This is a genomic window from Kribbella turkmenica (assembly GCF_004348725.1).
Classification (GTDB): Bacteria; Actinomycetota; Actinomycetes; order Propionibacteriales; family Kribbellaceae; genus Kribbella; species Kribbella turkmenica.
In genome coordinates this window covers 1-25,658 of the sequence record NZ_SMKR01000112.1, presented here as the reverse complement: position 1 = coordinate 25,658, position 25,658 = coordinate 1, and the positions used below count along the sequence as shown (strand labels likewise).

Annotated in this window: 23 protein-coding genes; 9 read left to right on the top strand and 14 right to left on the bottom strand. The window is 70.2% G+C overall.

Features of this window, described 5'->3' with window-relative positions; genetic code table 11:
- Positions 1 to 1,280: neutral zinc metallopeptidase (locus E1218_RS23695; protein ID WP_233712414.1), on the top strand; the 1,280-nt coding region annotated here is incomplete at its 5' end.
- A 54-nt stretch (positions 1,281 to 1,334) separates the two neighbouring features.
- Here the strand turns inward: E1218_RS23695 and E1218_RS23690 are convergent.
- A complete protein-coding gene (locus E1218_RS23690; RefSeq protein WP_132323738.1) occupies positions 1,335 to 3,035 on the bottom strand; it encodes a DUF2207 domain-containing protein in 1,701 nt (566 codons plus the stop codon).
- A 120-nt stretch (positions 3,036 to 3,155) separates the two neighbouring features.
- Between E1218_RS23690 and E1218_RS23685 the strand changes: the two genes are divergently transcribed.
- The 3 genes from E1218_RS23685 (at position 3,156) to E1218_RS23675 (ending at position 9,771) form a co-directional block, all read left to right on the top strand.
- Complete coding sequence (locus E1218_RS23685; protein WP_233712413.1) at positions 3,156 to 4,262, top strand: neutral zinc metallopeptidase; 1,107 nt, start codon at positions 3,156 to 3,158, stop codon at positions 4,260 to 4,262.
- 224 nt (positions 4,263 to 4,486) lie between these two features.
- Positions 4,487 to 8,419: a Pls/PosA family non-ribosomal peptide synthetase gene (locus E1218_RS23680; RefSeq protein WP_132323734.1), complete on the top strand. Its 3,933-nt coding sequence runs from the start codon at positions 4,487 to 4,489 to the stop codon at positions 8,417 to 8,419.
- The gene (locus tag E1218_RS23675) at positions 8,419 to 9,771 is read left to right on the top strand and encodes a M1 family metallopeptidase (protein WP_132323732.1); all 1,353 of its coding nucleotides are present in this window, start codon (positions 8,419 to 8,421) and stop codon (positions 9,769 to 9,771) included. The genes E1218_RS23680 and E1218_RS23675 overlap by 1 nt, the downstream gene beginning before the upstream one ends.
- On the opposite strand, the gene E1218_RS23670 is transcribed toward E1218_RS23675, so the two are convergent.
- Positions 9,740 to 10,603 carry a LysR family transcriptional regulator gene (locus E1218_RS23670; RefSeq protein WP_132323730.1) on the bottom strand — a complete coding sequence of 288 codons (864 nt, stop codon included), beginning with the start codon at positions 10,601 to 10,603 and terminating at the stop codon, positions 9,740 to 9,742. The genes E1218_RS23675 and E1218_RS23670 overlap by 32 nt on opposite strands.
- A gap of 11 nt (positions 10,604 to 10,614) precedes the next feature.
- On the opposite strand from E1218_RS23670, the gene E1218_RS23665 reads away from it, so the two are divergent.
- Entirely contained in the window at positions 10,615 to 11,652 is a 1,038-nt protein-coding gene (locus tag E1218_RS23665) for a nitrilase family protein (RefSeq protein WP_407657627.1), read from the top strand.
- On the opposite strand, the gene ispF is transcribed toward E1218_RS23665, so the two are convergent.
- From ispF to E1218_RS23650, 3 genes are read right to left on the bottom strand one after another with little or no spacing between them, the layout of a single operon-like run.
- Entirely contained in the window at positions 11,646 to 12,116 is a 471-nt protein-coding gene (gene ispF, locus E1218_RS23660) for a 2-C-methyl-D-erythritol 2,4-cyclodiphosphate synthase (protein WP_132323726.1), read from the bottom strand. The genes E1218_RS23665 and ispF overlap by 7 nt on opposite strands.
- Complete coding sequence (ispD, locus tag E1218_RS23655; RefSeq protein WP_132323724.1) at positions 12,113 to 12,808, bottom strand: 2-C-methyl-D-erythritol 4-phosphate cytidylyltransferase; 696 nt, start codon at positions 12,806 to 12,808, stop codon at positions 12,113 to 12,115. Before ispD ends, ispF begins: the two co-directional genes overlap by 4 nt.
- An 11-nt stretch (positions 12,809 to 12,819) precedes the next feature.
- Entirely contained in the window at positions 12,820 to 13,305 is a 486-nt protein-coding gene (locus E1218_RS23650) for a CarD family transcriptional regulator (protein ID WP_012918679.1), read from the bottom strand.
- A 265-nt stretch (positions 13,306 to 13,570) separates the two neighbouring features.
- Between E1218_RS23650 and E1218_RS36220 the strand changes: the two genes are divergently transcribed.
- Positions 13,571 to 14,230: a hypothetical protein gene (locus E1218_RS36220; protein WP_165949389.1), complete on the top strand. Its 660-nt coding sequence runs from the start codon at positions 13,571 to 13,573 to the stop codon at positions 14,228 to 14,230.
- Between the two features lie 141 nt (positions 14,231 to 14,371).
- Here E1218_RS36220 and E1218_RS23640 read toward each other — a convergent pair whose 3' ends face one another.
- From E1218_RS23640 to E1218_RS23630, 3 genes are all read right to left on the bottom strand, one after another.
- The gene (locus E1218_RS23640; RefSeq protein ID WP_132323720.1) at positions 14,372 to 15,397 is read right to left on the bottom strand and encodes an iron-siderophore ABC transporter substrate-binding protein; all 1,026 of its coding nucleotides are present in this window, start codon (positions 15,395 to 15,397) and stop codon (positions 14,372 to 14,374) included.
- Between the two features lie 82 nt (positions 15,398 to 15,479).
- Positions 15,480 to 16,157, bottom strand: coding sequence for a response regulator transcription factor (locus E1218_RS23635; RefSeq protein WP_132323718.1), 678 nt, complete (start codon positions 16,155 to 16,157; stop codon positions 15,480 to 15,482).
- On the bottom strand, positions 16,154 to 17,371 hold the full coding sequence (locus E1218_RS23630; RefSeq protein WP_132323716.1) for a sensor histidine kinase: 1,218 nt from the start codon (positions 17,369 to 17,371) through the stop codon (positions 16,154 to 16,156). The genes E1218_RS23635 and E1218_RS23630 overlap by 4 nt, the downstream gene beginning before the upstream one ends.
- Before the next feature lie 206 nt (positions 17,372 to 17,577).
- Between E1218_RS23630 and phoU the strand changes: the two genes are divergently transcribed.
- Complete coding sequence (gene phoU, locus E1218_RS23625) at positions 17,578 to 18,285, top strand: phosphate signaling complex protein PhoU (RefSeq protein WP_132323714.1); 708 nt, start codon at positions 17,578 to 17,580, stop codon at positions 18,283 to 18,285.
- 190 nt (positions 18,286 to 18,475) lie between these two features.
- On the opposite strand, the gene E1218_RS23620 is transcribed toward phoU, so the two are convergent.
- From E1218_RS23620 to E1218_RS23605, 4 genes are read right to left on the bottom strand one after another with little or no spacing between them, the layout of a single operon-like run.
- A complete protein-coding gene (locus E1218_RS23620; protein WP_132323712.1) occupies positions 18,476 to 19,222 on the bottom strand; it encodes a phosphoglyceromutase in 747 nt (248 codons plus the stop codon).
- A 10-nt stretch (positions 19,223 to 19,232) separates the two neighbouring features.
- On the bottom strand, positions 19,233 to 19,721 hold the full coding sequence (locus tag E1218_RS23615; protein WP_132323710.1) for a type III secretion system chaperone family protein: 489 nt from the start codon (positions 19,719 to 19,721) through the stop codon (positions 19,233 to 19,235).
- Positions 19,718 to 20,968 carry a D-inositol-3-phosphate glycosyltransferase gene (gene mshA / locus E1218_RS23610; protein ID WP_132323742.1) on the bottom strand — a complete coding sequence of 417 codons (1,251 nt, stop codon included), beginning with the start codon at positions 20,966 to 20,968 and terminating at the stop codon, positions 19,718 to 19,720. Before mshA ends, E1218_RS23615 begins: the two co-directional genes overlap by 4 nt.
- A 46-nt stretch (positions 20,969 to 21,014) precedes the next feature.
- Positions 21,015 to 21,971: a hypothetical protein gene (locus E1218_RS23605; RefSeq protein ID WP_132323708.1), complete on the bottom strand. Its 957-nt coding sequence runs from the start codon at positions 21,969 to 21,971 to the stop codon at positions 21,015 to 21,017.
- 82 nt (positions 21,972 to 22,053) lie between these two features.
- Here E1218_RS23605 and E1218_RS23600 point away from each other — a divergent pair, with 82 nt between their 5' ends.
- A complete protein-coding gene (locus tag E1218_RS23600) occupies positions 22,054 to 22,803 on the top strand; it encodes an SDR family oxidoreductase (protein WP_132323706.1) in 750 nt (249 codons plus the stop codon).
- Here E1218_RS23600 and E1218_RS23595 read toward each other — a convergent pair.
- Both E1218_RS23595 and E1218_RS23590 read right to left on the bottom strand, forming a co-directional pair.
- Entirely contained in the window at positions 22,797 to 24,059 is a 1,263-nt protein-coding gene (locus E1218_RS23595; RefSeq protein ID WP_165949388.1) for an erythromycin esterase family protein, read from the bottom strand. The two genes, E1218_RS23600 and E1218_RS23595, sit on opposite strands and share 7 nt — an antisense overlap.
- An 84-nt stretch (positions 24,060 to 24,143) precedes the next feature.
- Positions 24,144 to 24,749, bottom strand: a complete 606-nt coding sequence (locus E1218_RS23590; RefSeq protein WP_233712412.1) for a TetR/AcrR family transcriptional regulator — start codon at positions 24,747 to 24,749, stop codon at positions 24,144 to 24,146.
- A 310-nt stretch (positions 24,750 to 25,059) separates the two neighbouring features.
- Between E1218_RS23590 and E1218_RS23585 the strand changes: the two genes are divergently transcribed.
- Positions 25,060 to 25,658 (top strand): GTP-binding protein (locus E1218_RS23585; RefSeq protein ID WP_132323700.1); only part of this gene is annotated, 599 nt, incomplete at its 3' end.

Here is a 25,658-nt window from a genome sequence, read left to right as displayed (position 1 = left end):
CAGGAGGGCCTCAGAGCGGCAGTGCTCACGATGGGTGGCCGCATGGTGGGATGCCGCAGAGCGGGGAACGTGGACCGCAGGGTGGTCCGGCTCCCAGCTCTGAAAGCTCCTACCTGTGGGCTCCCAGCCCGCAAGCCGGCCCGGCCCAGCAGCCGCCGTCCCCGTGGAGCAACGCCCTCCCGCCGAACCAGCAGCAGGGCGGCCCCCGCCACGCGGCTCAGCGCGGCCACCACCCCGGCTACCACCAGGGCGCCGGCAGCCAGATCGGCCCGATGGGTCAGCCGGTGCAGCAGGAGCCGACCTGGCAGTACCCGCCGATCCCGATCCCGCAACCGCCGGGCTCGAACCGCCGCAGGAAGCAGCAGCAGCGGGCGCGCGGTCTGCTGATCGGCCTCGTCGTACTCGCCGTCCTGGTGGTCGGCTCCGGTGTCACGCTCCTGGTGAGGTTTGCCGGGGACGACGCCCCACAGGCGACCAACAGCCCGTCGGCCGCGCCGTCGGAGACTCCGTCCGACTCGCCGTCCGCCGGCCCGTCGACGACGCCGTCCGAGCCCGCGCCGACGGCGGAGGACGAAGTACTGACCGCGAACAAGCTGTACTCCGTCGGCCCGATCGCGTCGTCGAAGTGCGCCGAGCCGCCGTTCGCGCCGGTCAACATCACCTCCACGCGGAACTACTACGCCCATCTGCTCCCCTGCCTGGACCGCACCTGGTCGCTGGCGATGCAGAAGGCCGGTCTGGGTTTCCGGTCGCCGAAGACGATCGTGTACAACGGCCGGCTGTCGTCACCGTGTGGCCTGCAGCGCGGCGTCCGGGCGGCGTACTGCGCCGCGAACGCCACCATCTATCTGTCGTTCGCGCTGGACAACCGGTACTACCGGAACAACCCGGTCTACGCCCGCGCGATCATGCTGAACACGTTCGCCCACGAGTACGGCCACCACGTGCAGAACCTGGCCGGCATCCTCACCGCCTCGGTTACGCGGCAGCAGTCGATGGCCCCGAACCAGAAGCTGCTCGAGAGCCGTCGCCGCGAACTGCAGGCCACCTGTCTCGGCGCGGCGTACCTGGGCGCGAACGCGGCGTTCATCCCGATGCGCGACCCGCTGCTGGCCAACTGGAAGTTCCTGATCGCGCACACCGGTGACGACTACGCTCGACCGCGGGTGTACGACCATGGCAACCGGGTCAGCAACTACCAGTGGTCGATCGCCGGGTACAACAGCAAGCAGCCGAACAAGTGCAACACCTACACCGCGGACGAGGCCCGAGTGGCCTAGCCCTGCATGAAGAAGCCCGGGTTCGCGCCGGACCCGGGCTTCTGTGTGCCTCGCTCAGAAGAGGCGGCGCGCCGTGGTCAGCGAGCCGCCGAACGACGTGACGAAGTTGCTGAGCGATTCACCGATGTCGGACAGGTGCCAGTTGTCCGGACCGGAGTACCAGCCGATGCCGGCGTCCGGGTCGTCGTCGTCATCGGTCGCGGCGATCTCCAACGCCCACTTCTCGGTCAGTCCGAGCACGGCGGCGTACGGGAGACACCGGGACGCGAACTCGAGCCGGTGGCTCTGCGGAAGGTCGGCGGACGTCTCGTCCAGCAGGTAACGCTGCAGACCAGCCACGCGGCCCAGCACGGCAGCACCACGCGCAGTGCGGGCCGGTGCGACCTGTCCGACGAGTGCGAGCACCAGGCCGGCCAACATCACCGCGAAGCCCACCAGGGCGTACTTGCTCACGACGGCGAGCACCAGCGTCAGTACGACGCCTGCGCCCAGCAGCACCAGGCCCGCAGTGGTCCAGCGGTTCCGCACTGCGTCCGGCCGGCTGGCGAACCACCCCTGCGTCACGACGTCGGCGTACAGCTGCTCGCGCACCAGGTTCAGCCGCGGCCGCAGTGACGGGCCGAGCGTGGAGACGACCACTGCGTCGCCGTCCGCGAACACCGCGTCCAGCATCGCCTTCTCGTACGGCAGGAGCTCGGGGCCACCCTGGTTCAGTCGGCGCAGCTCCCAGTCCAGCTTGCCGAACTGGCTCTGCCGCGGCAGCTCGACGATCGTCAGGTAGTTCCGGACGGCGAGGTCCAGCAGCGTCGCGGTGATGTCGACGACGTCGGCCGTCTCGTCCACCACCGTGCCGACCTGTCCCGGCCGGATGCCGTCGGGCGCCGCGAACTGCGGCCCGTCCGTGCCGTCCAGCACAGGACGCTCCGGCCCACCGCCACCGATCTTGCCCGCGTCCCGCCCACGGAAGAACCACAACGCCGCCGCACCCAGCAGACCGAGACCGAACACCACCGCGGCCAGCCCGAGCGTGCTGGAGTCGACCGTGAACGCACGGCCGAGACTCCACCGGGTCGTGAACTCCGCGTTCGGCGGAACGGTCGCCCGGTCACTCAGCCCGGTCAGGAACGTCAGCCGGCCACCCGCCGGTACGCCGTTCTGCTCGATCTCCAGCGCGGCCGACTCGGCGAGCTGCGACGAGGTGCACGGCATGCTCGAGCCGACCCGGCCGGCGAAGCAGGTCACCCAGGTCGCGAACGGCACATTCACCGTCACCTCGGCCTTCGGCACCGATGTACCGAAGCCCTGCACGATCGGCCAGCTCACCTCGCGGCCCTCGGTCGACTCGGCCACGACGTTGTCCACGGTGTAGCTGTAGACGATCTTCGACTGGCCGGACACGTTCACGGCGAGCCGGAGGCCGTCGTCGGTGCTCTCGTTCTCGAACCCCTGTGCCGGCTGGCCGTTCACCGTCGCCGACACGTCGCCGACGTCGTACGTCCGGTCCCGTTCGGCGTCGGCCCGGACGCGGGTCGCCAGCGTCCGGCTGAACGTCGTACCCCCGGCGGCGAGGTCGACCGTCTCCTTCACCTGAAGCTTGCCGTCCTGGGTCAGCGTCGCCTCGGCGGCGTACGCCGTGATCCGGTCGTCGGTGGCCCGTTCCCCGGCGGCCTGCGCGGGCAACGTGCCCAGGGCAACCAACGGCGTGCTCAGCGAGACGAGCAGGGCAGCCGGCAGGAGGCGGCGCTTCAGTGACATGGGTCGAGAGTAGTCTCGTGCCGGTTCGTCCAGCGAACCCGAGTGACGACATCCAGCGGCAGGAGGGCAACACCGGTGAGCAGCCCGTACGGCTACGGGGGCCGTCCACAGGACCGGCCCGTGGGCGCACCGCCCGGCGTTCTGCCGCCCCCGCAAGCGGCTCCCTGGCAGCAGGGTCCCGGTCCTGGCCAGTTCCAGGGTGGACCGCAGTTCCACGGCGCGCCGTACCAGGTCGGGCCGTACCAGCAGGGGCCGTATCAACAGCGGCAGTGGAACCAGCCGTACTACGGCGGGCACGGACAGTTCAACGGGTTCCAGCCACCGAAGCGCCGCGGTGGTGCCGCCCGGCTCGTCCTGTTCGGCTTCGCGATGCTCGTCATCCTCGGCGGGGCACTGGCCGCGATCAGCGTGATCCTGACCGGCGGCCACACCGCCGACGGCACTGCCCAGCCCGGCGTCACCGGACCGTCGGTCGTGCCGACCGCGACCACGAACCCGCAGCAGGGTTCGGCCGAGGACTACCTGCTCAACGCCCACATCTACCGCACCGGCGCGCTGCCCGAGCAGAACTGCAAGGCCGCCAGCCTCGGCACCGGCAGCCTCGCCGCGCAGAAGGTGTACTACGAGAAGCTGTTCACCTGCCTGAACGACGCGTGGCGGCCGATCTTCAAGGAGATCGGCCAGGACAGGCGGGACCCGGGCCTGGTCGTCTTCGACAAGCCGGTCGTCACCCCGTGCGGCAATTTCGCGCCGCTGTCCGGGCGGGTGCTGGCCTTCTACTGCTACGGCAACCAGGTGATGTACACCGACGTCCAGCAGATGAACAAGGCGTTCGGCCCGCAGCAGGACCTCGCCTACCTGATGACGATCGCCCACGAGTACGGCCACCACGTCCAGGGCGTCACCGGGTTGTTCTACGCGCGAGCGGCGTACCTGCAGGAACACCCGGACAAGAAGCTCGAGTACTCCCGCCGCAACGAGCTCCAGGCGTCCTGCTTCGCCGGTGTCTTCAGCCGCGCGGTCGCCGAGTCCTACCCCCTCACCGACCGCATGGACGAGTTCCGGGAACAGTCCAGCAACAGCTTCGGCGAGTCGCCCAGCACCCCCGAGGACGAACGCACCCACGGCCTCGCCACCAACCAGGGCTTCTGGATCCAGAACGGCTACAACATCAGCGAAAACAAGGCCTGCAACACCTACGCAGCCCCCGCCGACCTGGTGCAGTAGGCCTGTGGACAACCAGCGCTGGGCGACGCCGGAATCGGGCATCGTGGTCGGGTGGATGAGAGTCGGCCGTTCACGGTGACACAGGGCCTCGCGCGCGGAGTGTCGCCGCGAGCCTTGCGCGGTAGGCATTACCAGCGGGTGTTGGGGACGGTCTACGTCGCGGCCGGTGTCTCGCGGTTGTTCGGCGTTCAGGTGGTGTTAATTCGGGGGCGTATTATCCGGCCGTGACGTTGCGACGCGGGGAGTGGGCGCCGTCCCCGCGGACGCTGGTGGATGTTCTGCGGGAGACGGCGGACAAGTACGCCGACGAGCCGGCGCTCGATGACGGCAGTGTGAGTTTGAGTTACCGCGAGCTGCTGGAGCAGACAGGGAAGTTCGCGGCGCGGTTGACCGCGGGTGGGATCGGTCCGGGGGATCGCGTCGGGGTGCGGATCTCGTCAGGGCACAACGATCTCTACGTCGCGATCCTGGGGACGCTTCAGGCGGGAGCGGCGTACGTGCCGGTCGACGCGGACGACCCGGACGAGCGGGCGGAGCTGGTGTTCGGGGAGGCGGCGGTCGCCGCGATCGTCACCGACGACCTGGAGCTCCAGCTTCTCAGGACGCAGCCCGCTTCCCCGGCGGCCAACGACAACGCCGACGGGTACTTCGACTATCCGTACTCCGCCCGCATGGACGAACCCGACGCACCCACCACCACCCGGAGAGCACCCGGCCCCGAGCCGGACGACGACGCGTGGATCATCTTCACCTCGGGCTCGACCGGCGTACCGAAGGGTGTCGCGGTCACGCACCGGTCGGCGGCGGCGTTCGTGGACGCCGAAGCGCGGCTGTTCCTGCAGCGGGAGCCGATCGGGCCGGACGACCGGGTGCTCGCCGGGCTGTCGGTGGCCTTCGACGCGTCCTGCGAGGAGATGTGGCTGGCCTGGCGGCACGGCGCGTGTCTCGTTCCGGCGCCACGCTCCCTGGTCCGCAGCGGCATGGACCTCGGCCCGTGGCTGGTCGCCCAGGGCATCACGATCGTGTCGACGGTGCCGACGCTGGCGGCGTTGTGGCCGGCCGACGCGCTCGACCAGGTCCGGTTGCTGATCTTCGGCGGCGAGGCGTGTCCGCCCGAGCTCGCGGAACGGCTGGCGATCGAGGGCCGCGAGGTCTGGAACACCTACGGTCCGACGGAAGCGACCGTGGTCGCCTGCGGAGCCCGGTTGACCGGCCGGGGCCCGGTCCGGATCGGTCTCCCGCTGGACGGCTGGGATCTCGCCGTGATCGATGCCGAAGGCAACGAAGTCGCCGCGGGCGCGACCGGCGAGCTGATCATCGGCGGCGTCGGGCTGGCCCGTTACCTGGACCCGGCCAAGGACGCCGAGAAGTTCGCCCCGATGCCGGCGCTGGGCTGGGAGCGCGCGTACCGCAGCGGTGACCTCGTCCGCTACGAGCCGGAGGGCCTGATCTTCCAGGGCCGCGCGGACGAGCAGATCAAGCTCGGCGGCCGCCGGATCGAGCTCGGCGAGGTCGACGCGGCCTTGCAGGCACTGCCCAACGTCTCCGGCGCGGCCGCCGCCGTCCGCTCGAGCGCCGCCGGCAATCAGTTGCTCGTCGGGTACGTCGTACCGGAAGACCCGGCCACCTTCGACCAGCAAGCGGCCACCGAACGACTGCGAGAAGCACTGCCCGCCGCGCTCGTACCACTGCTGGCGGTCGTCGACACGTTGCCGACCAGGACCTCCGGCAAGGTCGACCGCAACGCGCTCCCCTGGCCGCTCGACGGCATGGACACCGACGGCCCCGCTGCCGACCTCGACGGTACGGCGGGCTGGCTGGCCGACCGTTGGACGAAGGTGCTCGGCGCGAAGGTCACCAGCGCGGACAACGACTTCTTCCTGCACGGCGGTGGCAGCCTGGCCGCGGCTCAACTGGTGTCGGCCCTCCGCGAGCGCTACCCGGACGTGACGGTCGCGGACATCTACGAGTACCCGCGGCTCGGGGCACTGGCCGGCCGGCTCGACGAATCCCGCACCCAACTCACCGAGCCCGTGCAGGTCCGTGAGATCAGGCCGACCCCGAGAGCAACCCAGCTACTGCAGACGGCGCTGACTCTCATCCTGCAGACGGTCGTCGGAGTCCGCTGGCTCGTTTACCTCTTCACCCTGAACAACCTGCTGGCCGAGTTCGCCGGCCCGCTCCCCTGGCTGCGGACCGTCTCGTGGTGGTGGATCCTGGCCGGCTGGCTGATCCTCATCACCCCGGCCGGCCGGATGGGCATCGCCGTCGTCGGCGCCCGCATCCTGCTGCGCAACCTCCAGCCGGGCACCTACCCCAGAGGCGGCAACGTCCACGTCCGCCTGTGGGCGGCCGAGAACCTCGCGGACGCCGCCGGCGCCGCGAACCTGGCCGGCGCACCCTGGATCGCCTACTACGCAAGGGCTCTCGGCGCGAAGATCGGCCGCGGTGTCGACCTGCACACGCTGCCGCCGGTGACCGGGATGTTCACCATGGGCCGCGGCGCGTCGATCGAGCCCGAGGTGGACCTGGCCGGCTACTGGATCGACGGCGACCAGCTGCACGTCGGCCCGGTCAGCGTCGGCGCCGAGACCGTCGTCGGGTCCCGCTCCACGCTCCTGCCCGGCGCGGAGATCGGCCGAAACGCCGAGATCGCGGCCGGCTCGGCCGTCTCCGGCAAGGTTCCGGCGAACGAACGCTGGTCCGGCTCTCCCGCGGTCCGCATCGGCCGCGCCCGCCACCCGTGGCCGGACCACCGGCCGGCCCGCGCGCGCTGGTGGGTCCTCGCCTACGGCGCGCAGTCGGCGGTCATGTCGTTGCTCCCGGTCGCGGCGGCCGCCGCGGCGATCGTCGTACTGGGCAGAGCACTCCAAGGCACCGAGTCCCTCGGACAAGCCGCCCTCGGAGCGCTCGCCGCCGTGCCGCTCATGACCGTTGTCGGGTTCGTGACGCTGGCGCTGCTGACGCTGGCCGGCGTACGGCTGCTCGGCATCGGGATCAGACCCGGCCACTACCCCGTGCGGAGCCGGATCGGCTGGCAGGTCTGGGCGACCGAGCGTCTGCTCGACTCGGCCCGGACGCTGCTGTTCCCGCTGTACGCGAGCCTGCTGACGCCGTGGTGGCTGCGTGCCCTCGGCGCGAAGATCGGCCGCGACGTCGAGGCGTCGACGGTGCTGCTGCTGCCGAAGATGACGACCGTCGGCGAAGGCGCGTTCCTGGCGGACGACACGATGATCGCGTCCTACGAGCTGGGCGGCGGCTGGCTGCACGTGGCGGGCGCGAAGGTCGGCAAGCGCGCCTTCCTCGGCAACTCCGGCATGACGGCGCCGGGCCGGAGCGTGCCGAAGAACGGTCTCGTCGCGGTGCTCAGCGCGGCCCCGAAGAAGTCCAAGGCCGGTACGTCGTGGCTCGGCTCGCCACCGGTGAAGCTCCGTCGCCAGGCGGTCGAGAGTGACCAGAGCCGGACCTTCGACCCGCCGGTCGAACTGAAGGTCGCCCGGGCGCTGGTCGAGCTGTGCCGGTTCGTACCGATGATGTGCACGGTCGTGATCGCGCTCGGCGTACTGTTCGCGCTGCAGGCGCTCGACGTGTGGCTCGGTCCGTGGCTCACGGTCCTGCTGTCGGGCGCGGTGATCCTGGCCGCCGGCGCGGTCGCGGGCGGGATGGCGACCGTCGCCAAGTGGGTGATCGTCGGCCGCACGAAAGCGGTCGAGTACCCGCTGTGGAGCTCGTTCGTCTGGCGCAACGAGGTGGTCGACAGCTTCGTCGAGCTGGTCGCCGCACCCTGGTTCGCGAACGCCGCCGCCGGTACGCCGGTGCTCGCGCTCTGGCTGCGGACCCTGGGGGCGAAGATCGGCAAGGGCGTCTGGTGCGAGACCTACTGGTTGCCCGAGGCGGATCTGGTCACGCTCGGCGACGGCGCCACGGTGAATCGCGGTTGCGTGCTGCAGACGCACCTGTTTCATGATCGAGTTCTCTCCATGAGCACAGTCACCTTCGGGCCGGGCGCGACCCTCGGGCCCCACGGCATCGTCCTGCCGGCCGCGACCGTCGGAGCAGGGGCTACCATCGGCCCGGTGTCTCTCGTGATGCGTGGTGAAGGTGTGCCTGCCGGGACGCGCTGGGCCGGGAACCCGATCGCCCCCTGGCAGGGCTGATGGTTGCCCGCAACAACGGGCAGCCTGGTGCGGCGAGCGCCGGTGACCCCTACGTGCCCTCGCACGGCAACGGCGGCTACCACGTCGAGTCGTACGAGCTGGACCTGGACTATCGGGTCAGCAGCAACCGGCTGACCGGCAAGGCCACGATCACCGCAGTGGCCACACAGGCTCTGTCCCGGATCAGCTTCGACCTGTCCGGGCTGCGGGTGTCGAAGGTCTCGGTCAACGGCCGCCGGCCGCAGCGCTACTCGCACCGGGCCGGGAAGCTGCACATCTCGGCGAACGTCATGGACGGCGCCGAGTTCACCGTCGACATCCAGTACGCCGGCAACCCGAAGCCCGAGGACGGTCCGTGGGGCGAGCTCGGCTGGGACGAGCTCACCGAGGGCGTGATCGTCGCCAGCCAGCCGAGCGGCGCGGCGACCTGGTTCCCCTGCAACGACCACCCCGGCGACAAGGCGCACTACCGGATCACGATCACCACCGACTCGCCGTACCACGTGGTCGCCAACGGCCGGCTGGTGTCGCGGCGGGTGAAGGCGAGCCGGACCACCTGGGTCTTCGACCAGGCCGCGCCGATGGCGACGTACCTGGCGACCGTGCAGATCGGCCGGTACGACGAGATCGAGCTGGCCACGTCGCCGGTGACGACCCGGGCCGTGCTGCCGGCGTCCCTGATGCCCAACGCGAAGGCGGATCTCGGCCGGCAGCAGGACATGATGAAGCTGTTCTGCAGGCTGTTCGGGCCGTACCCGTTCGCGTCGTACACGGTCGTGGTGACGGACGATCCGCTGGAGATACCCCTGGAGGCGCAGGGGATCTCGGTGTTCGGCAGCAACCATGTCGACGGCCGGCGTGGATCGGAGCGACTGGTCGCGCACGAGCTCGCGCACCAATGGTTCGGCAACAGCCTGACCCCGGCGAGCTGGCGGCACATCTGGCTCAACGAAGGCTTCGCCTGCTACGCCGAGTGGCTGTGGTCCGAGGCGTCCGGCGGCCTGACGGCGACGCAGCAGGTGTCGAAGGCGCACACCCGGCTGAAGGGCCTGCCGCAGGACTTGTCGCTGTCCGATCCCGGCCCGGAGCTGATGTTCGACGACCGGCTCTACAAGCGTGGCGCGATCACGCTGCACGTACTGCGCCAGCACCTCGGCGACGACGCCTTCTTCGACCTCCTGCGGGCGTGGACGAAGTCCCACCGGCACGGCTCGGTGACGACCGACGAGTTCATCGCGCTGGCGACGGCCTTCAGCCCGGACGAGAACGCCGTCCGCGAACTCTTCTCGGCCTGGCTGGATGCGACCGAGCTGCCCGCCCTCAAGAACGGGCGACCTCGGCCGCGGCCTTGACGAAACGCTCCGTGAGCGGAGTCCTCGTGGCCCAGGCCGCTCCGATCCACCAGGTGGCGGCGCGTCCGGGCAACGGAACGAGGCGCAGCTCCGGTGGGGCGATGCGCTCGGCGGACTGCGGTACGACGGCCGGACCGGCGCCGGCGGCAACCAACGCCAGCACGGTCTGCAGGTCGGCCGACTCCTGAAGAACGGTGGGATGGCAACCGAGCTCGGCGTACAGGCCGTGGATCTGCGCGGTCAGGCCCGGCCCCCGGGACGGCGTGAGCCGAACGAGCGGCCGGCCGTCGAGCCATTGGCCGACGTCCCGGGGTACGTCGAGCGCCGACGGGACCGCGAGAGCGAGCCGGTCGCGCCGTAAGCGTAGGTGTTCGAGACCGGCCGGGACCGGCAGCCGGACGAACCCGATCTGCAGGCTGCCGGCCAGCAGCCGTTCGCACTGGACCGTCGAGGACATGTCGTCGAGCGACACCGAGACACCCGGCCAGCGGCTGCGGAACAGCGCGACCGCCCGCGGGGCGATCTCGATCCCGGACATCCCGAATCCGATCGCCAGCGAGCCTTCGTCACCTGCTGCGACCCTCGCCGCCCGGCGGTCGAACGCCTCCGACCGCTCCAGCAACTGCAGTGCGTCAGGCAACAGCAGCTCACCCGCCGGAGTCAGCCGGGCGCCGTGGCGACCGCGAGTGAACAGCACCGAACCGACCTTTCGCTCCAGCACCTGCATCTGCTTGGTCAGCGCGGGCTGACTGGTCGACAACTCTTCGGCCGCGGCCCCGAAGTTGCGCAGCCGGGCGACGGTGACGAACGCCCGGAGCAGTCGGAGATCCATAACCCCACGATATGGAACCTAACCAAACAACTATTGGACGTCATGGAACGCCGGGCGTTTCGATGGGGGGTATGAACCTCTTTCGCAGCGCGGTCGTCCAGTTCGAACCGGTCCCGGACCAGCCGTCGGCCAACCTCGCCACGGTCGAGCGGCTGGCGAGGCAGGCGGTCGCCGGCGGCGCCCGGCTGGTGGTCTTCCCGGAGATGTGCCTGCTCGGCTACTGGCACCTCCGCCGGCACACGCCCGAGCGGTTGCACGAGCTGGCGTCCCCCGCGGACGGGCCGACGGTCGGCCGGGTCCTTGCCCTGGCCAAGGAGCTCGACGCCGGCATCGGCGTCGGGTTCCTGGAGAGTGCCGACGGCAAGCTGTTCAACTCGTACGCCGTCTGCCTGCCGACCGGTGACGTCCACGTGCACCGCAAGCTGCACGCGTTCGAGCACGAGGCGATCGCCAGCGGGTCGTCGTACACGGTGTTCGACACGCCCTGGGGATTCCGGGCCGGCGTGCTGATCTGCTGGGACAACAACCTGGTGGAGAACGTCCGGATCACCGCGTTGCTCGGAGCAACGGTTCTGCTGGCGCCGCACCAGACCGGCGGGACGAACTCCCGCAGCCCGCACGGGATGAAGCCGATCCCGCGGCAGATCTGGGACAGCGGCGACCAGGACGCGATCGCGGCCGCCTTCGACGGGCCGAGCGGACGTGGCTGGCTGATGCGCTGGCTGCCGGCCCGGGCGCACGACAACGGGTTGTTCGTGCTGTTCAGCAACGGGGTCGGCCGGGACGACGACGAGCTGCGCACCGGCAACGCGATGATCCTCGACCCGTATGGCCGGATCGTCGCCGAGACCCCGGTACCGGCCGAGTCCGTGGTGGTCGCCGACCTCGACCTGGACCTGGTGCCGTTGGCAACCGGCCGTCGCTGGCTCCGTGGCCGCCGACCCGAGCTGTACAACCTGCTGACCCAGGTCATGGGTGACGAACTGGATCCGAGGTCCGCCCGGTTCTCGGCGGACCCGGTCAGCCTGCCCGGGCCGGAACGTCAGTAGACGAGTGCGGTCGCGATCGCGGCGATGCCTTCGCCGCGGCCCGGGAAGCCCAGGCCGTCGGTCGTTGCCGCGCTCACCGACACCTCGGCGTCGCAGGCCGCGGAGAGCACCTTCTCGGCCTCCTCGCGGCGGCCGCCGATCCGCGGCCGGTTGCAGACGACCTGCACGCTGACGTTGCCGATCTCGAACCCGGCGGCCCGCACCCGGCGCGCCGCCTCGGCGACCAGCGCGACTCCGGAAGCACCGGCCCACTCCGGCTCGGCGGTCCCGAAGTTCGACCCGAGGTCGCCCAGTCCGGCCGCGGTGAGCAGCGCCGTGCAGATGGCGTGTGCGGCCGCATCGCCGTCGGAGTGACCCGACAGGCCGGTCGGCTCGTCCGGCCAGTGCAGGCCGGCCAGCCACATCGGCCGGCCTTCCTCCAGCGGATGAACGTCGACACCGTTGCCGACCCGTGGGAGCTTCACCCCAGTCGCCTTTCCGCGAGCAGTGCCTCGGCGAGCAACAGGTCCTGCGGGCGCGTCACCTTGAACGCGTCCGGCGAGCCCTCGACCGTCGTCACGGTCACGCCGAGCCGCTCGCACATCATCGCATCGTCGGTCGCACCGACCAGGCCGGCCGCGTGCGCCCGGCGCAGTACGTCAGGGGCGAAGCCCTGAGGCGTCTGAACGGCGACCAGCGTCGATCGGTCGGGCGTGTCGATCACGTCGCCGGTCGGACCGACCCGCTTGATCGTGTCCGTCACCGGAACCACGGGAACGACGGCCTGCGCACCGGAACGCACCGCCTCGACGACCCGCTCGATCACCGCGGCCGGGACGAACGCCCGGGCCGCGTCGTGCACCAGGATGCAGTCGATACCGTCGAACGGTACGACGTCCAGCGCCGCCCGCACCGAGTCGGGCCGTTCGGCGCCGCCGGCAACGACGAGCAACCGGGCATCACCGACGTACGGCTCCAGTTCCTTGCCGACCGCCTCTTCCGCACCGGGCGGCACCGCCACCACGAAACAGTCGAGGTCGGCGGCGGTCGCTGCCTTCAGCCCACGCACCGCGTGGACCAGCAGCGAGTCGCCACCGACCTCTCGGAATGCCTTCGGGGTCTCACCACCGAGTCGCAGCCCCAGCCCGGCCGCGGGAATCACGACCGCGCTACTCATGCAGGACTACTTCAGGAAGCAAGGACCTCGTCGAGGATGGCTTCCGCCTTGTCCTCGTTGGTGTGCTCGGCCAGGGCCAGCTCGGAGACCAGGATCTGGCGAGCCTTCGCCAGCATCCGCTTCTCACCGGCGGAGAGACCGCGGTCACGTTCACGGCGCCACAGGTCGCGCACGACCTCAGCCACCTTCATCACATCACCGGAGTGCAGCTTCTCGAGGTTCGCCTTGTAACGTCGCGACCAGTTGGTCGGCTCCTCCGTGTGCGGTGCACGCAGCACGTCGAAGACGCGCTCCAGGCCAGCCTGATCCACGACGTCACGCACGCCGACAAGATCGAGGTTGCACGCGGGGACCCGGACGACCAGGTCGTTCTGAGCGACGATCCTCAAGACCAGATAGGTCTTGTCCTCACCTTTGATCTGACGGGTCTCGATGTCCTCGATGACGGCCGCACCGTGATTGGGGTAAACAACCGTCTCGCCGACTGTGAAAGTCATATGTCACGTGCCCCTTTCCAAGCTCAATACTACCACGCTGTAGATGGTCCGGTCGGGGCGTTTGCGCTGGTCAGAGGCCACTTCCCGCCTTGACAAACGCTCTTTGCCGTGCCTCGTGTGCGCGTGGATGGTTGCCCGGGACACCTCGGCGACCGCCCGTGACCGCCATGCCGGTGCCGGGTCGGGCGGGCACGACAGCTACGCTGTGACGCGCCGGAGGCTGTTGCCTGACGGCCATCGACAGCTTTGCAGGAGAGGGATTCCAGTGCCGATCACGTTGTCCTCGCGGTCAGTCCGGCGCGCCGCGCTGGCGGGTGCCGCCGCCACCCTGAGTATCGCGTTGACGGCCTGCGGCGCGAACTTCAACGCCCAGACGCAGCAGAACTACCAGGCGGCCGAAGGCACCAACGCCGACTCCGGCTCGATCGCGGTCCGCAACGTCCTGGTGATCGCCTCCGAGGACGGCAAGGGCGAGCTGCACGCCGTCATCGTGAACAACGGCAGCACCGACGACACCCTGGTCGGGATCGAGCAGGCGCCGGAGACCGACGACCGGCAAGGTGGCGACCAGCCCGGTCAGGTCACGTTCGGCAACGTCAAGGAGCTGGACCTCAAGGCCGGTACGTCGACCCTGCTGCCGCCGGCCGGCGGCGAGGCGGGCGAGGCGACCACCACCCCGGAGACCCCGGGAGCCACCGAGACCCCGGGCGCGACCGAGACCCCTGGTGCCACCGAGACTCCCGGGACGACGGAGACCCCCGGGACGACCGGCGGGCCGATCACCGTCACCGGCGCCAAGCCCGGCCAGATGATCAACGTGACGATCACCTTCGGCGAGGCGGCACCGATCACCACCCACATTCCGGTCATCACCGAGGACCACTACTCGCCGTCGCCCCGCCCCGACGAGGGCGGCCACGGCTGACCCCCGAGCGCTGACAGCCGAACGGGCCGCCCCGGCGCGGGACGGCCCGTTCGTCGTACCGGCGGGACCTGTGGCCGAGGTCCCGACGGACGGACGGGCCCGGTACGACGGATCGGCCGCCGTACCGGGCGGGTCGCGGGATCAGCCCGCGGAGTGCGCGGCCTGGGCGGCCTTGGTCAGGCCGGGAAGGATCTTGTCCAGCACCCACGGGACGCTGAGCACGCTGACCGCGCTCATCCCGGAGATCACCTGCTGGTCCGCCATCACGTACGCGCTGCCGTGCTTGACCGCGCCCATCGAGGAGTAGACCGGGTCGGCGGCGAACTTCGGCGCGCCGAGCCCGTCGACGTACGCGACCACCACGTCGGCGTCCACGTCGGAGATCTTCTCCTTGCTGATGGTGAGCGCGAACTCCTTCTTCGTGTTGGTCCTCTCCAGCGCCTCGACCCCGGGCGCGTTCACGAAGCCCATCTCGTTCAGGATCTGCACCCGCGGGTCGCCCGGCATGTAGACGTAGTTCTCGGCGCCGAACGAGCCGACCGTGATCGTCTTGCCCTTGAACTCCGGGTGCTCGGCGGCGACCTGCTCGATCCGGTCGCCGATCCCCGCGATCAGCTTCTCCGCCTCGGCCTTCTTGCCCAGCGCCTGGCCGACCAGCAGGGTCTGGTCCTGCCAGGTGGTCTGCCACGGCGCGCCCGGGTAGGCGACGGTCGGCGCGATGTCCGACAGCGTCTTGTACGTCGCCGCGTCGAAGCCCTCGTACGGCGCCAGGATCACGTCCGGCTTCAGCGCCGCGATCTTCTCGAACGGATACTTGTCGGCGGCGTCCAGCAACTCGGTCTTCGCGGGGTCGAACCTGTCCGCGTCCCAGGCGGTCACCCCTTCCGGGGTCGCGCCGTAGGTCACCTTCGGCATCCCGACCGGCGTCTCGCCGAGCGCGTAGACCACGTCCTGGGCGTTCCAGCCGAGCGTGACGATCCGCTCCGGCTTCTTGGTGATCGTGGTCTCACCGAACGTGTTCTTCAGCGTGACCGGGAACCCGGCAGCCGGCGTACTGCCCGAGTCGCCGCTCTGCTCGCCGGCATCGCTGCCGCACGCGGCCAGCGCGGTCGTCGCGAGGAGCACGGCGGTGACCGCGCCGACGACCCGGGTACGGGACCAGGACATGGTGGTTCTCCTTCGACAGATTGCCTCAACTAAGGAGAGCCTAAGCTAACCCCGCACACCCCGCGACCTGCGGGGATGTGAATCAGGACTCGAACTTGTAACCGAGGCCACGCACCGTCACCAGGTGCTGCGGGTTCGACGGGTCCTTCTCCAGCTTCGAGCGCAGCCGCTTCACGTGCACGTCCAGGGTCTTGGTGTCGCCCACGTAGTCGGCGCCCCAGATCCGGTCGATGAGCTGGCCCCGGGTGAGCACCCGGCCGGTGTTGCGCAACAGCATCTCGAGCAGCTCGAACTCCTTCAGCGGCAGCCGGATCTCGGTCCCGGACACCGTCACCACGTGCCGCTCCACGTCCATCCGGACCGGGCCGGCCTCCAAGGTGTCCGGCAGCAGCTCGACGTCCTGTCCCCGCCGCAGGACGGCGCGGATCCGGGCGAGCAGCTCGCGCGGGCTGTAGGGCTTGGTGACGTAGTCGTCGGCGCCCAGCTCCAGGCCGACCACCTTGTCCACCTCGGTGTCCTTCGCGCTGACGATGATCACCGGGACGTTGCCCCGGCTGCGCAACGCCCGGCACACCTCGGTGCCGGACAGCCCCGGCAGCATCAGGTCGAGCAGAACGATGTCCGCACCGGCCCGGTCGTACTCGTCCAGCGCCTCCGGGCCGGTCTCGGCGACCGCGACCTCGAACCCTTCCTTGCGCAGCACGTACGACAACGCGTCGCTGTAGCTCTCTTCGTCTTCGACGACCAGCACTCGGGTCACGAAGCTGTCTCCTTTGTGATCTGACTCGGCGGGGTAGGCGCCAAGGGGATGGCCGGCTCCTCCTGGCTGGGGGAGCCGGTCTGGCCCGGTGCGGGTTCGAGCCGCAGCGGGAGTCTCACGGTGAAGGTGGAACCCTGGCCCTCGACGCTCCAGACCCGCACGTCGCCGCCGTGGATGGAGGCGATGTGCTTGACGATGGACAGGCCGAGCCCGGTCCCACCGGTCTCCCGGCTCCGGGCCCGGTCGACCCGGTAGAACCGTTCGAAGATGCGTTCCAGGTCACTGCTCGGGATGCCGACCCCCTGGTCGCTGACGGTCAGCTCGACCAGGTCGCCGATCGGGTGCGCGGCGACCGCGACCCGGGTGCCGTCGGGGCTGTAGTTGACCGCGTTCTCGACCAGGTTGCCGATCGCCATCGCCAGCTGGTCCTCGCTGCCCATCACCTCGAGCTCGGGCTCGGTCTTGACCACGATCTTGATGTCGCGGTCCTCGGCGTCGATCCGGCACCGGTCCACCGCGGCGTCGATGACCGCGTTGATGTCCACCGGGCCGGGGTTCTCCAGCGGGTCGTCGCCCTGCAGCCGGGACAGCTCGATGATCTCCTTCACCAGCCGGCTCAGCCGGGAGGCTTCGACCCGCATCCGGCCGGAGAACCGCTGCACCGCCTCCGGGTCGTCGGACGCCTCCGAGACCGCGTCCGCGAGCAGGATCAGCGCCCCGATCGGGGTCTTCAGCTCGTGGCTGACATTGACGGTGAAGTCCCGCCGGATCGCGTCCAGCCGGCGTTCCCGGGTGCGGTCCTCGACCAGCACCAGCACCAGCTGGCTGCCCAGCGGCGCCACCCGGGCGCTGACGTACTGCGTCGCGCCGAGCCGGCCGCGGACGATCTCCAGGTCCTGCTGGCGGATCTCGCCGTCGCGGCGGACCGCCCGGACCATGGTCAGCAGGTCCTCGACCACCAGCCGCTCACCCCGGACGATGCCGAGCACGTGCGCCGGGGCGCTGGCCTGGAGCACCTGGTCCTCCGGACCCATCACCACCGCGGACGAGCGCAGTACCGACAGCACGGTGGCGACACCGCTCGGGACGGCCGGCTCCGGGGATTCCGGGATGGTGCGCTGGGCCCGCTCACTGAGCATCATCGCGCCGAGTGAAAGCAGGGCCAGGGCCGCGCCGATGACGCCGCCCAGCACCGCAGCCAGCGTGGGGTCCACGGCAACGATGCTACGCGGGCAACCAGCAGGGAAAGACCGAATGATCACCGGATGACCGGGGGACGACACAACTGTTCATCAGGCGTTCACCACTCGTCGCCGTCCGGCAACCTCGACGGCATACGGTCACCGTTGGGCGGGTACCAGGTGGTCCTGGCTCCCTGTCCACCCGCAGTACCGGACACCACAGATCGGAAACGAACACGATGCGTGACACCTACCACGAGCAGCTCGACGACATCCTCGCCGAGCTGGAACGGATGACCCGCACGGTGTCCACCGCCGTACGACGCTCCACGGCGGCGCTGCTGGCGGCCGACATCCGGCAGGCCGAGGAGGTGATCGCGGCCGACATCCAGCTGGACGCGGCCGGCGAGGGCGTCGAGGAGAAGGTGTTCGAGCTGATGGCCCGGCAGTCGCCGGTGGCCAACGAGCTGCGGATGCTGGTCGCTGCGTTGCGGATGGTCGCCGACCTGGAGCGGATGGGTGACCTGGCCGCGCACGTGTCCAAGATCGCCCGGCTGCGGTACCCGTCGCCGGCGATCCCGGCCGAGCTGCACACCGTCATCGAGGAGATGGGGGCGGTCGCCGGCAAGATGGTCGACGCGGCCGGTGACGTGATCCAGACCCGCGACGTCGAGGCGGCCGCCAAGCTCGAGGCCACCGACGACCTGATGGACAAGCTGCGCAGCAACCAGTTCCGGCTGATGATGGACGACTCCTGGCCGCACGGCGTCGAGGTGGCGGTGGACATCGCCCTCCTCGGCCGGTACTACGAGCGCATCGCCGACCACGCGGTCTCGATGGCCCGCCGGGTCGTCTACCTGGTCACCGGCGAGCTTCCGGTCGCCGTCGGCGGCACCGCCGCCGGCTCCGGCGCCGGCGCCTCCACCCCCAGCCCGAACGGCAACTGAGCACAACGAACAGCCCCCGGCAACCAGGTGGTTGCCGGGGGCTGTTCGTTCGTCGGGGGTGACACCAGTCAGCAGGGGGCTTGCACAGGTAATAACCTGTTCACGCCCCCCGCAGCCTGGTCAACCTCGCGGCCCACAGCCCGGCGCAGCCGTCCTAACCAGCAGCCGCGCCGGAGGCGTTTCCCCTGGCTCAGCGGCCCTGGTTCTTGACGGCTTCGATGGCGGCCTGGGCGGCCTGGGGGTCGAGGTACTCGCCGCCGGGCGTGACGGGGTGGAAGTCCTCGTCAAGCTCGTAGTAGAGCGGGATGCCGGTGGGGATGTTGAGGCCGACGACGGTCTTCTCGTCCAGGTTGTCCAGGTGCTTGACCAGGGCGCGCAGGGAGTTGCCGTGGGCGGTGACCAGGACGGTCCTGCCGTCCCGCAGGTCAGGGACGATCGCGTCGTACCAGTAGGGCAGCATCCGCTCGACGACGTCCTTCAGGCACTCGGTCGACGGCAGCAGCTCCGACGGCAGGCCGGCGTACCGCGGGTCACCGGCCTGGTCGTACTCCGAGCCACGCTCGATCGGCGGCGGCGGGGTGTCGTACGAGCGCCGGAACAGCATGAACTGCTCCTCGCCGAGCTCCTCCAGGGTCTGCTTCTTGTCCTTGCCCTGCAGCGCGCCGTAGTGCCGCTCGTTCAGCCGCCAGGACCGGCGTACGTCGATCCACTGCCGCTCGGCCACCTCGAGGGCGATGGTCGCGGTGCGAATCGCCCGGCGCAGCACCGAGGTGTGCAGGACGTCCGGGAGCAGGCCACGCTCGCGCAACAGTTCACCACCGCGGTGGGCCTCCTCGACACCCTGGGCGTTCAGGTCGACGTCGACCCAGCCGGTGAAGAGGTTCTTGGCGTTCCAGTCGCTGTGGCCGTGGCGGAGCAGGATCAGGCGATAGGTCATGGCCCTCAGACTACTGGGGCTCGAGCCAGCCCTTGAAAGCGTCCAGGTTGCGGGTGGACTCGCCCCGGGACACCCGCCACTCGTACTCCTTGCGGATCGAGGACGCGAAGCCGAGCTCCAGGATCGTGTTGAACGACGAGTCGGCGTACTCCAGGACGGCGCCGAGCAGCCGGTCCACCTCGGTCGGGGTGATGGCGTGCAGCGGGACCCGGCCGTCGAGGTGGATGTCGCCGAGGTGGTCGACGGCGAACGCGACGCCGTACATCTTCAGGTTCCGCTCCAGGAGCCAGCGATAGACGGTCTCGTGGTTCTCGTCCGGGTGCCGGGCGACGAAGGCGTGCACGTGCACCGCCTGCGGCCCGACGGTCAGCGTGACCGTGGTCCTCAGCTTCCGCTCCCCCGGCAGGTCCGCGGTGAAGGCGCCCGGTTCGCCCTCGGTGAAGTCGAGCTCGTTCTCCTTCAGGACCTGGCGGATCACGTCCGCCGCCGACACTCTCATCCAGCCACCTCCGCGGCGAGCTCCGCCGCCATCGTCTCGGTCGCGACCCGGTACGCGGCCAGCGTCTTCTTGGCGGTCAGCTCCCAGCCGAAGCCCCGGGCGTGCTTCACCGCCGCCCGGCCCATGGTCTCGCGGGTGTGCGGATCCGTCACGATCCGGGTCAGCGCGCCGGCGAAGTCGTCGACCGCGTGCCCGGGCACCAGCAGCCCGGTCTCCCCGTCCACGACCGCGGTCGTCAGCCCGCCGACGGCCGCCGCGACCACCGGCGTACCGCAGGCCTGCGCCTCGAGCGCGACCAGCCCGAAGGACTCCGAGTACGACGGCACGCAGACGACCGACGCGGACCGGTACCAGTCAGCCAGCGCGGACCGCTCCATCGGCTTGACGAACCGGGTCACGTCGTCGACCCCGAGCGCCCGGGCCAGCTCCGCGTGCGACTCGGGATGCTCCATGCCGTTGCCGGAGGGCCCGCCGATCACCGCGACCACGAGCCGCGAGCGCAGTGACGGGTCCCGCTCGAGCATCCGCGCGGCCGCCCGAATCAGCAGGTCGGGCGCCTTCAGCGGCTGGATCCGCCCGACGAACGCCAGCACGACGGCGTCCCCGGGCACCCCGATCGCCCGCCTGGCCTCCGCCGGGTCGCCTGGGCTGAACATGTCCAGGTCCACACCCGGGTTGACCACGCCGACCTTCGCCGGCTGGGCGCCGTACAGGGTGATCAGCTCGTTCGCCTCGTCGTCGGTGTTGGCCAGCAGCCGGTCGGCGGCTTCGACCACCTGCTCCTCGCCGAGCAGCCGGGCGGGCGGTTCGGGTACGTCGTCGTCGGCCAGGCTGGCGTTCTTGACCTTGGCCATCGTGTGCATGGTGTGCACGAGCGGGACGGCCCAGCGGTCGCGGGCGAGCAGGCCCACCTGGCCGGAGAGCCAGTAGTGCGAGTGGATCACGTCGTAGTAGCCGGGCTCGTGGATCGCCTCGGCGCGCAGGACCGCGCGGGCGAAGGTACACAGCTGCGCGGGCAGCTCGTTCTTGGTCAGCCCCTCATACGGACCGGCGGCGACGTTGCGGACCATCACGCCGGGCATCAGTTCGATCCGGGCGGCCAGCGCCGACGAGGTCGCACGGGTGAAGACGTCGACCTCGATCCCCAGGTCGGCGAGGCGTTTCGACAGCTCCACCACGTAGACGTTCATCCCGCCCGCATCGCCGGTCCCCGGCAGATCCAGTGGTGACGTGTGCAGGCTGATCATCGCGACCCGTCGGAGAGGGCGGTCGGCGGAGGGGAGGCTCACGTGGTCAGCGTAACTCCGGGTCTCCCTGGTCCGCGTCCTGTGGCGGCAGGGTGAGAGCCTGACCGCTCTCCAGGGCGGCCGCGACCCTGCGTGACAGCGTCTCGCGCAGGTCGGCGGTCTCCTGGCTGAGCTCCTCGATCAGGCCGCCGTGCCCGGCGACCTCGGTGCTGGAGAGGAGTTCGACGTACCGCTCGCGGTCCTCCAGTGCGCCTTCCAGCGCGGTCTCGACCTCGAGTACGGCGTCCGCCTCGCGAACCTGGTCGGCGTACTGCTCGAGTTTGGCGACCTTCGCCTCCATCGCCTGGACGGACAGCTCGAGGGCCTGCTGTTGCGGCTGCAGGACCGTCTCCAACCGGGCCGTCCGCAGTTGCTCCCCGATGTGGGCCTGCCGGGCTCGCAGAACCGAGATCTGCTGGAGGACCCGGCCGATGTCCCAGAGTTGCTCGGGCAGGACCACGTCGTTCTTCGCCGCGTCGAGCAGACCGCGCCTGCTCACCTCGGAGTCCTGGATCCGGTCGACGGCCCGCTGCGCCCGCCGCATCAGGGCCTGGCCCTGCTCGTCCCAGTCCCCGGCCAGCAAGTACCGACCGTGGTACTTGCGCGCCACTCCACGCGCCCTGGACTCGCCCGCCAGGGCGGCGATGCCCGCGGTGAACAGCAACACCCCGAGCACCGCGGCGCCGCCACTCAGCCAGAACGCCAGGCCGTCCGGAAAGATCGTGAAGAGGAGCCAGCGCAGGAAGAACCACAGTCCGACCTCGATGCCGCCGAAGATCAGCAGGCCGCCGACCGACTCGCCGGCCGGCTGACGCCGGGCGACGACCTCCTCGTGCGGGACGCTCGCCGGGATCAGCGCGTCCGGATGCTCGGTCAGCAGTGTGCGGGCCGACGCGGGCACGTCGGGCGAGAACACCTGGGCCGTGCTCAGGTGACCGGGGTCCTCGCCGGACTCGCTCGCCATCTCGCCCCCTCCAGAAAGAGCCGACGTTCTACTGTGCGGACTGGTTCCCGCCGATGGCAACCGGGCTGGGAGACTCGGAGGCATGACTTCGAATGCGCGTCCTCTAGCCGTCGTCACCGGAGCGAGCAGCGGAATCGGCGCCGCGTCCGCCCGTCACCTGGCCCGGGAGGGGTTCGAGGTGATCTGCGCGGCCCGCCGGCTCGACCGGATCGAGGCGCTGGCCAAGGAGATCGACGGCCGCGCGGTCCGCTGCGACGTGACGTCGGCCGACGACGTCGCCGCGCTGACCGCGGCGGTCGGTGACCGGCTCGACCTGCTGGTGAACAACGCCGGCGGCGCGTTCGGCTTCGAGCCGGTCGCGGAGGCCGACCTGGAGGCCTGGCGGCAGATGTACGAGGTGAACGTGATCGGCGTCGCGGCCGTCACCAAGTCGTTGCTCCCGGCCCTCGTCTCCGGCCGTGGCACGATCGTCGTGATGGGGTCGACCGCCGGCCAGGTCGCCTACGAGGGCGGCGGCGGGTACGTGGCCGCCAAGCACGCGGTCAAGGCCGTCGTCGACACGCTCCGGCTGGAGCTGTACGACCAGCCGGTCCGGGTCTGTGAGATCGCGCCGGGCATGGTCCGCAGCGAGGGTTTCGCGCTGACCCGGTTCGACGGTGACCAGGCCAAGGCCGACGCGGTGTACGCCGGGGTGGCCGAGCCGCTGACCTCCGACGACATCGCCGACATCGTCGCCTGGGTCGCGACCCGGCCGCCGCACGTGAACATCGACCGGCTCACCGTGCGCCCGCGGGCGCAGGCCGCCCAGCACAAGGTGCACCGGGTTCAGTAGGGCGTCACCGCGGTGACGTGGCGGGTGTGGATCAGTACGTCGAACCACTCCGCGACACTGCCGCCGGTCATCCAGGACGCCGGCCCGATCTCCGGGTAGCCGCGGGTCTTCGCCGGATTGCGCAGCCACTGCCGGACGGCGTCGTTCGCCGGCCGCCGCAGATCGAGGCTGAACCGCTCGGACCGGGCCGCCCGGAGCCGGGCCTCGAACCAGTCGGCCGATGCCGGCGGCATGTCGATCGGTCCCATCGGGCCGAGCGTCGTCCCGCTGTCGAAGGTGAAGCCCAGGATGCGGTAGCGGTCGCCGTACCAGCGGCGCAGGGAGGAACCCGCGTTCTGGAACGTCACGTCGGGCATCGGCGGCACGACGTAGCGGAGCCCGGGTGCGTTCGCGGTGTGCGCGCTCGCGGCCCAGTACACGACCTTGTCGCCGCCGTAGCGGTGCACCCAGCGCACGTTCTCGGCCGCCCGGGCGTCGCGGAACGCCGGGATCTCGGCGTCGGGCCGGTCGAACGCCTCGTAGAACGAGACGATCTGCCGGGCGTGGTGGACGATCACCTGGTCGGGCATCCGGCGGACGAGGTCGTACACAGCCCGCGCCTTGCTGATGTACGGCGCCTTGTCCCCGACCTCCTTCCAGTACCACCGGACGTACTGGCCCATGTCGGTGGTCCCCGGCCGCAGCGGATCGAGGCTACGGCGCAGCTCGGCCAGGCGACCGGGCGCGTGCCGGGCGACGTACCGGTCGATGGCGTCGTAGACGAGGTCACGGGTCGAGTAGTACTCGACCCCGGCGAAGAAGACCTTGTCGCGACGCTTCGCGTTGTACCCGCGAACGTACTCGATCATGTCGGCCAGCTCCCGCGACCGCCAGGCCGGGCTCATCCGGCCGATCATCGCCTGAAGGTCGCCGCGGCCGCTTCGCACGTACTCGTTCACCTGGGTGCACAGCGACCAGTCCTCCTCGAAGGCGATCGACCGGAACCCCATGCGCTCGACCAGATAGCGCAGTACCCGGTGCTTCTCGCGAGTGATCTCGGCCGTGTTGTGCACCGCCTCACCGAGCCCGACGATCCGCGCCGTACCGATCGACCGGCGCAACTGCCGGACATCGTCCAGTGGTACGGCGTTCCGCCTGATCCAGCGCGCGACCGGATCGTCCACGGCCGCGGTGCTCTGCACCCCCGATCCACCGGCCGCAGCCACGCCGAGCGCGCCGCCCAACAACGTCCTCCGGGAAACCACAGTCCTGTTCATGTCGACCACACTGGAGCGCCAACGCGGGTCTGACATCCCTCACTGGGCGGCTCCACGGATACGCCGATCGTCGTACGCGCGGGATCACCTGGCGCGGAGGCGATCCACCGGAGGCGACGGGACCGGAAGAGGCGCGACCGGCTGCGGCAGGTCGTAGGTGACGTACAGGCGACGCCGCACAGCTTCGAGCGGGAAGGTCTGCCGGTAGATCGCCAGCTTGACTGTGACGCCCTCCAACGTTGCTCTCAGCAACATCTCTTCGACGGCCGGGTCGGCGGCACCGCGGGCCGCGAAGATCGAGCGGATCGCGTCCTCCACCTGGGCCAGCCGGACGTTCTTGTCGGCCTCCACCCGGGCGAAGACGTCGTGCGTGCTGGGCTGCATCATCAGTGTGATGGCCAGCCGCTGGATCGGCAGCGTGGTGGCGGCAGCCATCAGCGCGCCGTCGATGATGCCGGCCAGTCGCTCGTCCGGCGTCCCTTCGATCGTCAGGATCCCGGTGATGCCGTCCAGCCAGCGGTCCAGCAGCTCGGCCGCGAGCTGCTCCTTGGTGGCGAAGTAATAGGCCACCAGGCCCCGGGAGACGTCGGCCCGCGCGGTGATCTCGGAGATCGAGGCGGCCTCGTAGCCCCTCGCCGCGAACACCTCCAGGGCGGCGGCCAGAATCCGCTCCCGGGACCGCTCCCGCATCTCCTGGTTCACCCTGGCCGAGCGCGGCACGATTCCTTCCCGATGCTGGTCGTGGCCCCGGAGGGCCGAGCAACCCCCCACTTCGTGCTCGGCGCTCCCGGGCGTCGACCCCGTTCTCGGACCCCTCCCCAGGCGCCCGGTCTATAGACTGGACGTCCAGTCAACGAATGTCAAAGGGCTGCCCGATTCGTGGGCACGCTCCGTCACCGGTAGGATGGAGATGCTGCGCCCTGTGTCGAGTGGCACGTGAACATGCCGTAGCCACCGCCTGAACCGCTGACTGCCCTTCGACTGCTTGGAGCGCTTCCCCATGCCTGTCCGTAACGACCTGCGCAACGTGGCCATCGTGGCCCACGTCGACCACGGGAAGACCACCCTGGTCGACGCGATGTTGTGGCAGTCCGGCGCCTTCGGGGCCCACCAGCACGTGGACGAGCGGGCGATGGACTCCGGCGACCTGGAACGTGAGAAGGGCATCACGATCCTGGCCAAGAACACCGCCGTCCGGCACAAGATGGCCAACGGCGAGCAGATGACGATCAACATCATCGACACCCCCGGCCACGCCGACTTCGGCGGCGAGGTCGAGCGCGGCCTGTCGATGGTGGACGCGATCGTGCTGCTGGTGGACGCCTCCGAGGGCCCGCTGCCGCAGACCCGGTTCGTACTGCGCAAGGCGCTGGCCCGGCAGATGCCGGTGATCCTGGTGGTGAACAAGGTCGACCGCCCGGACGCCCGGATCTCCGAGGTCGTCGACGAGACCTACGAGCTGTTCCTGGACCTGCTCGACCACGACGCGGACCAGAGCGCACTGGACTTCCCGGTCGTCTACGCGTCCGCCCGGGCCGGCCGGGCCTCGCTGACCCAGCCCGCCGACGGCGAGATGCCGGACTCCGAGGACCTCGAGCC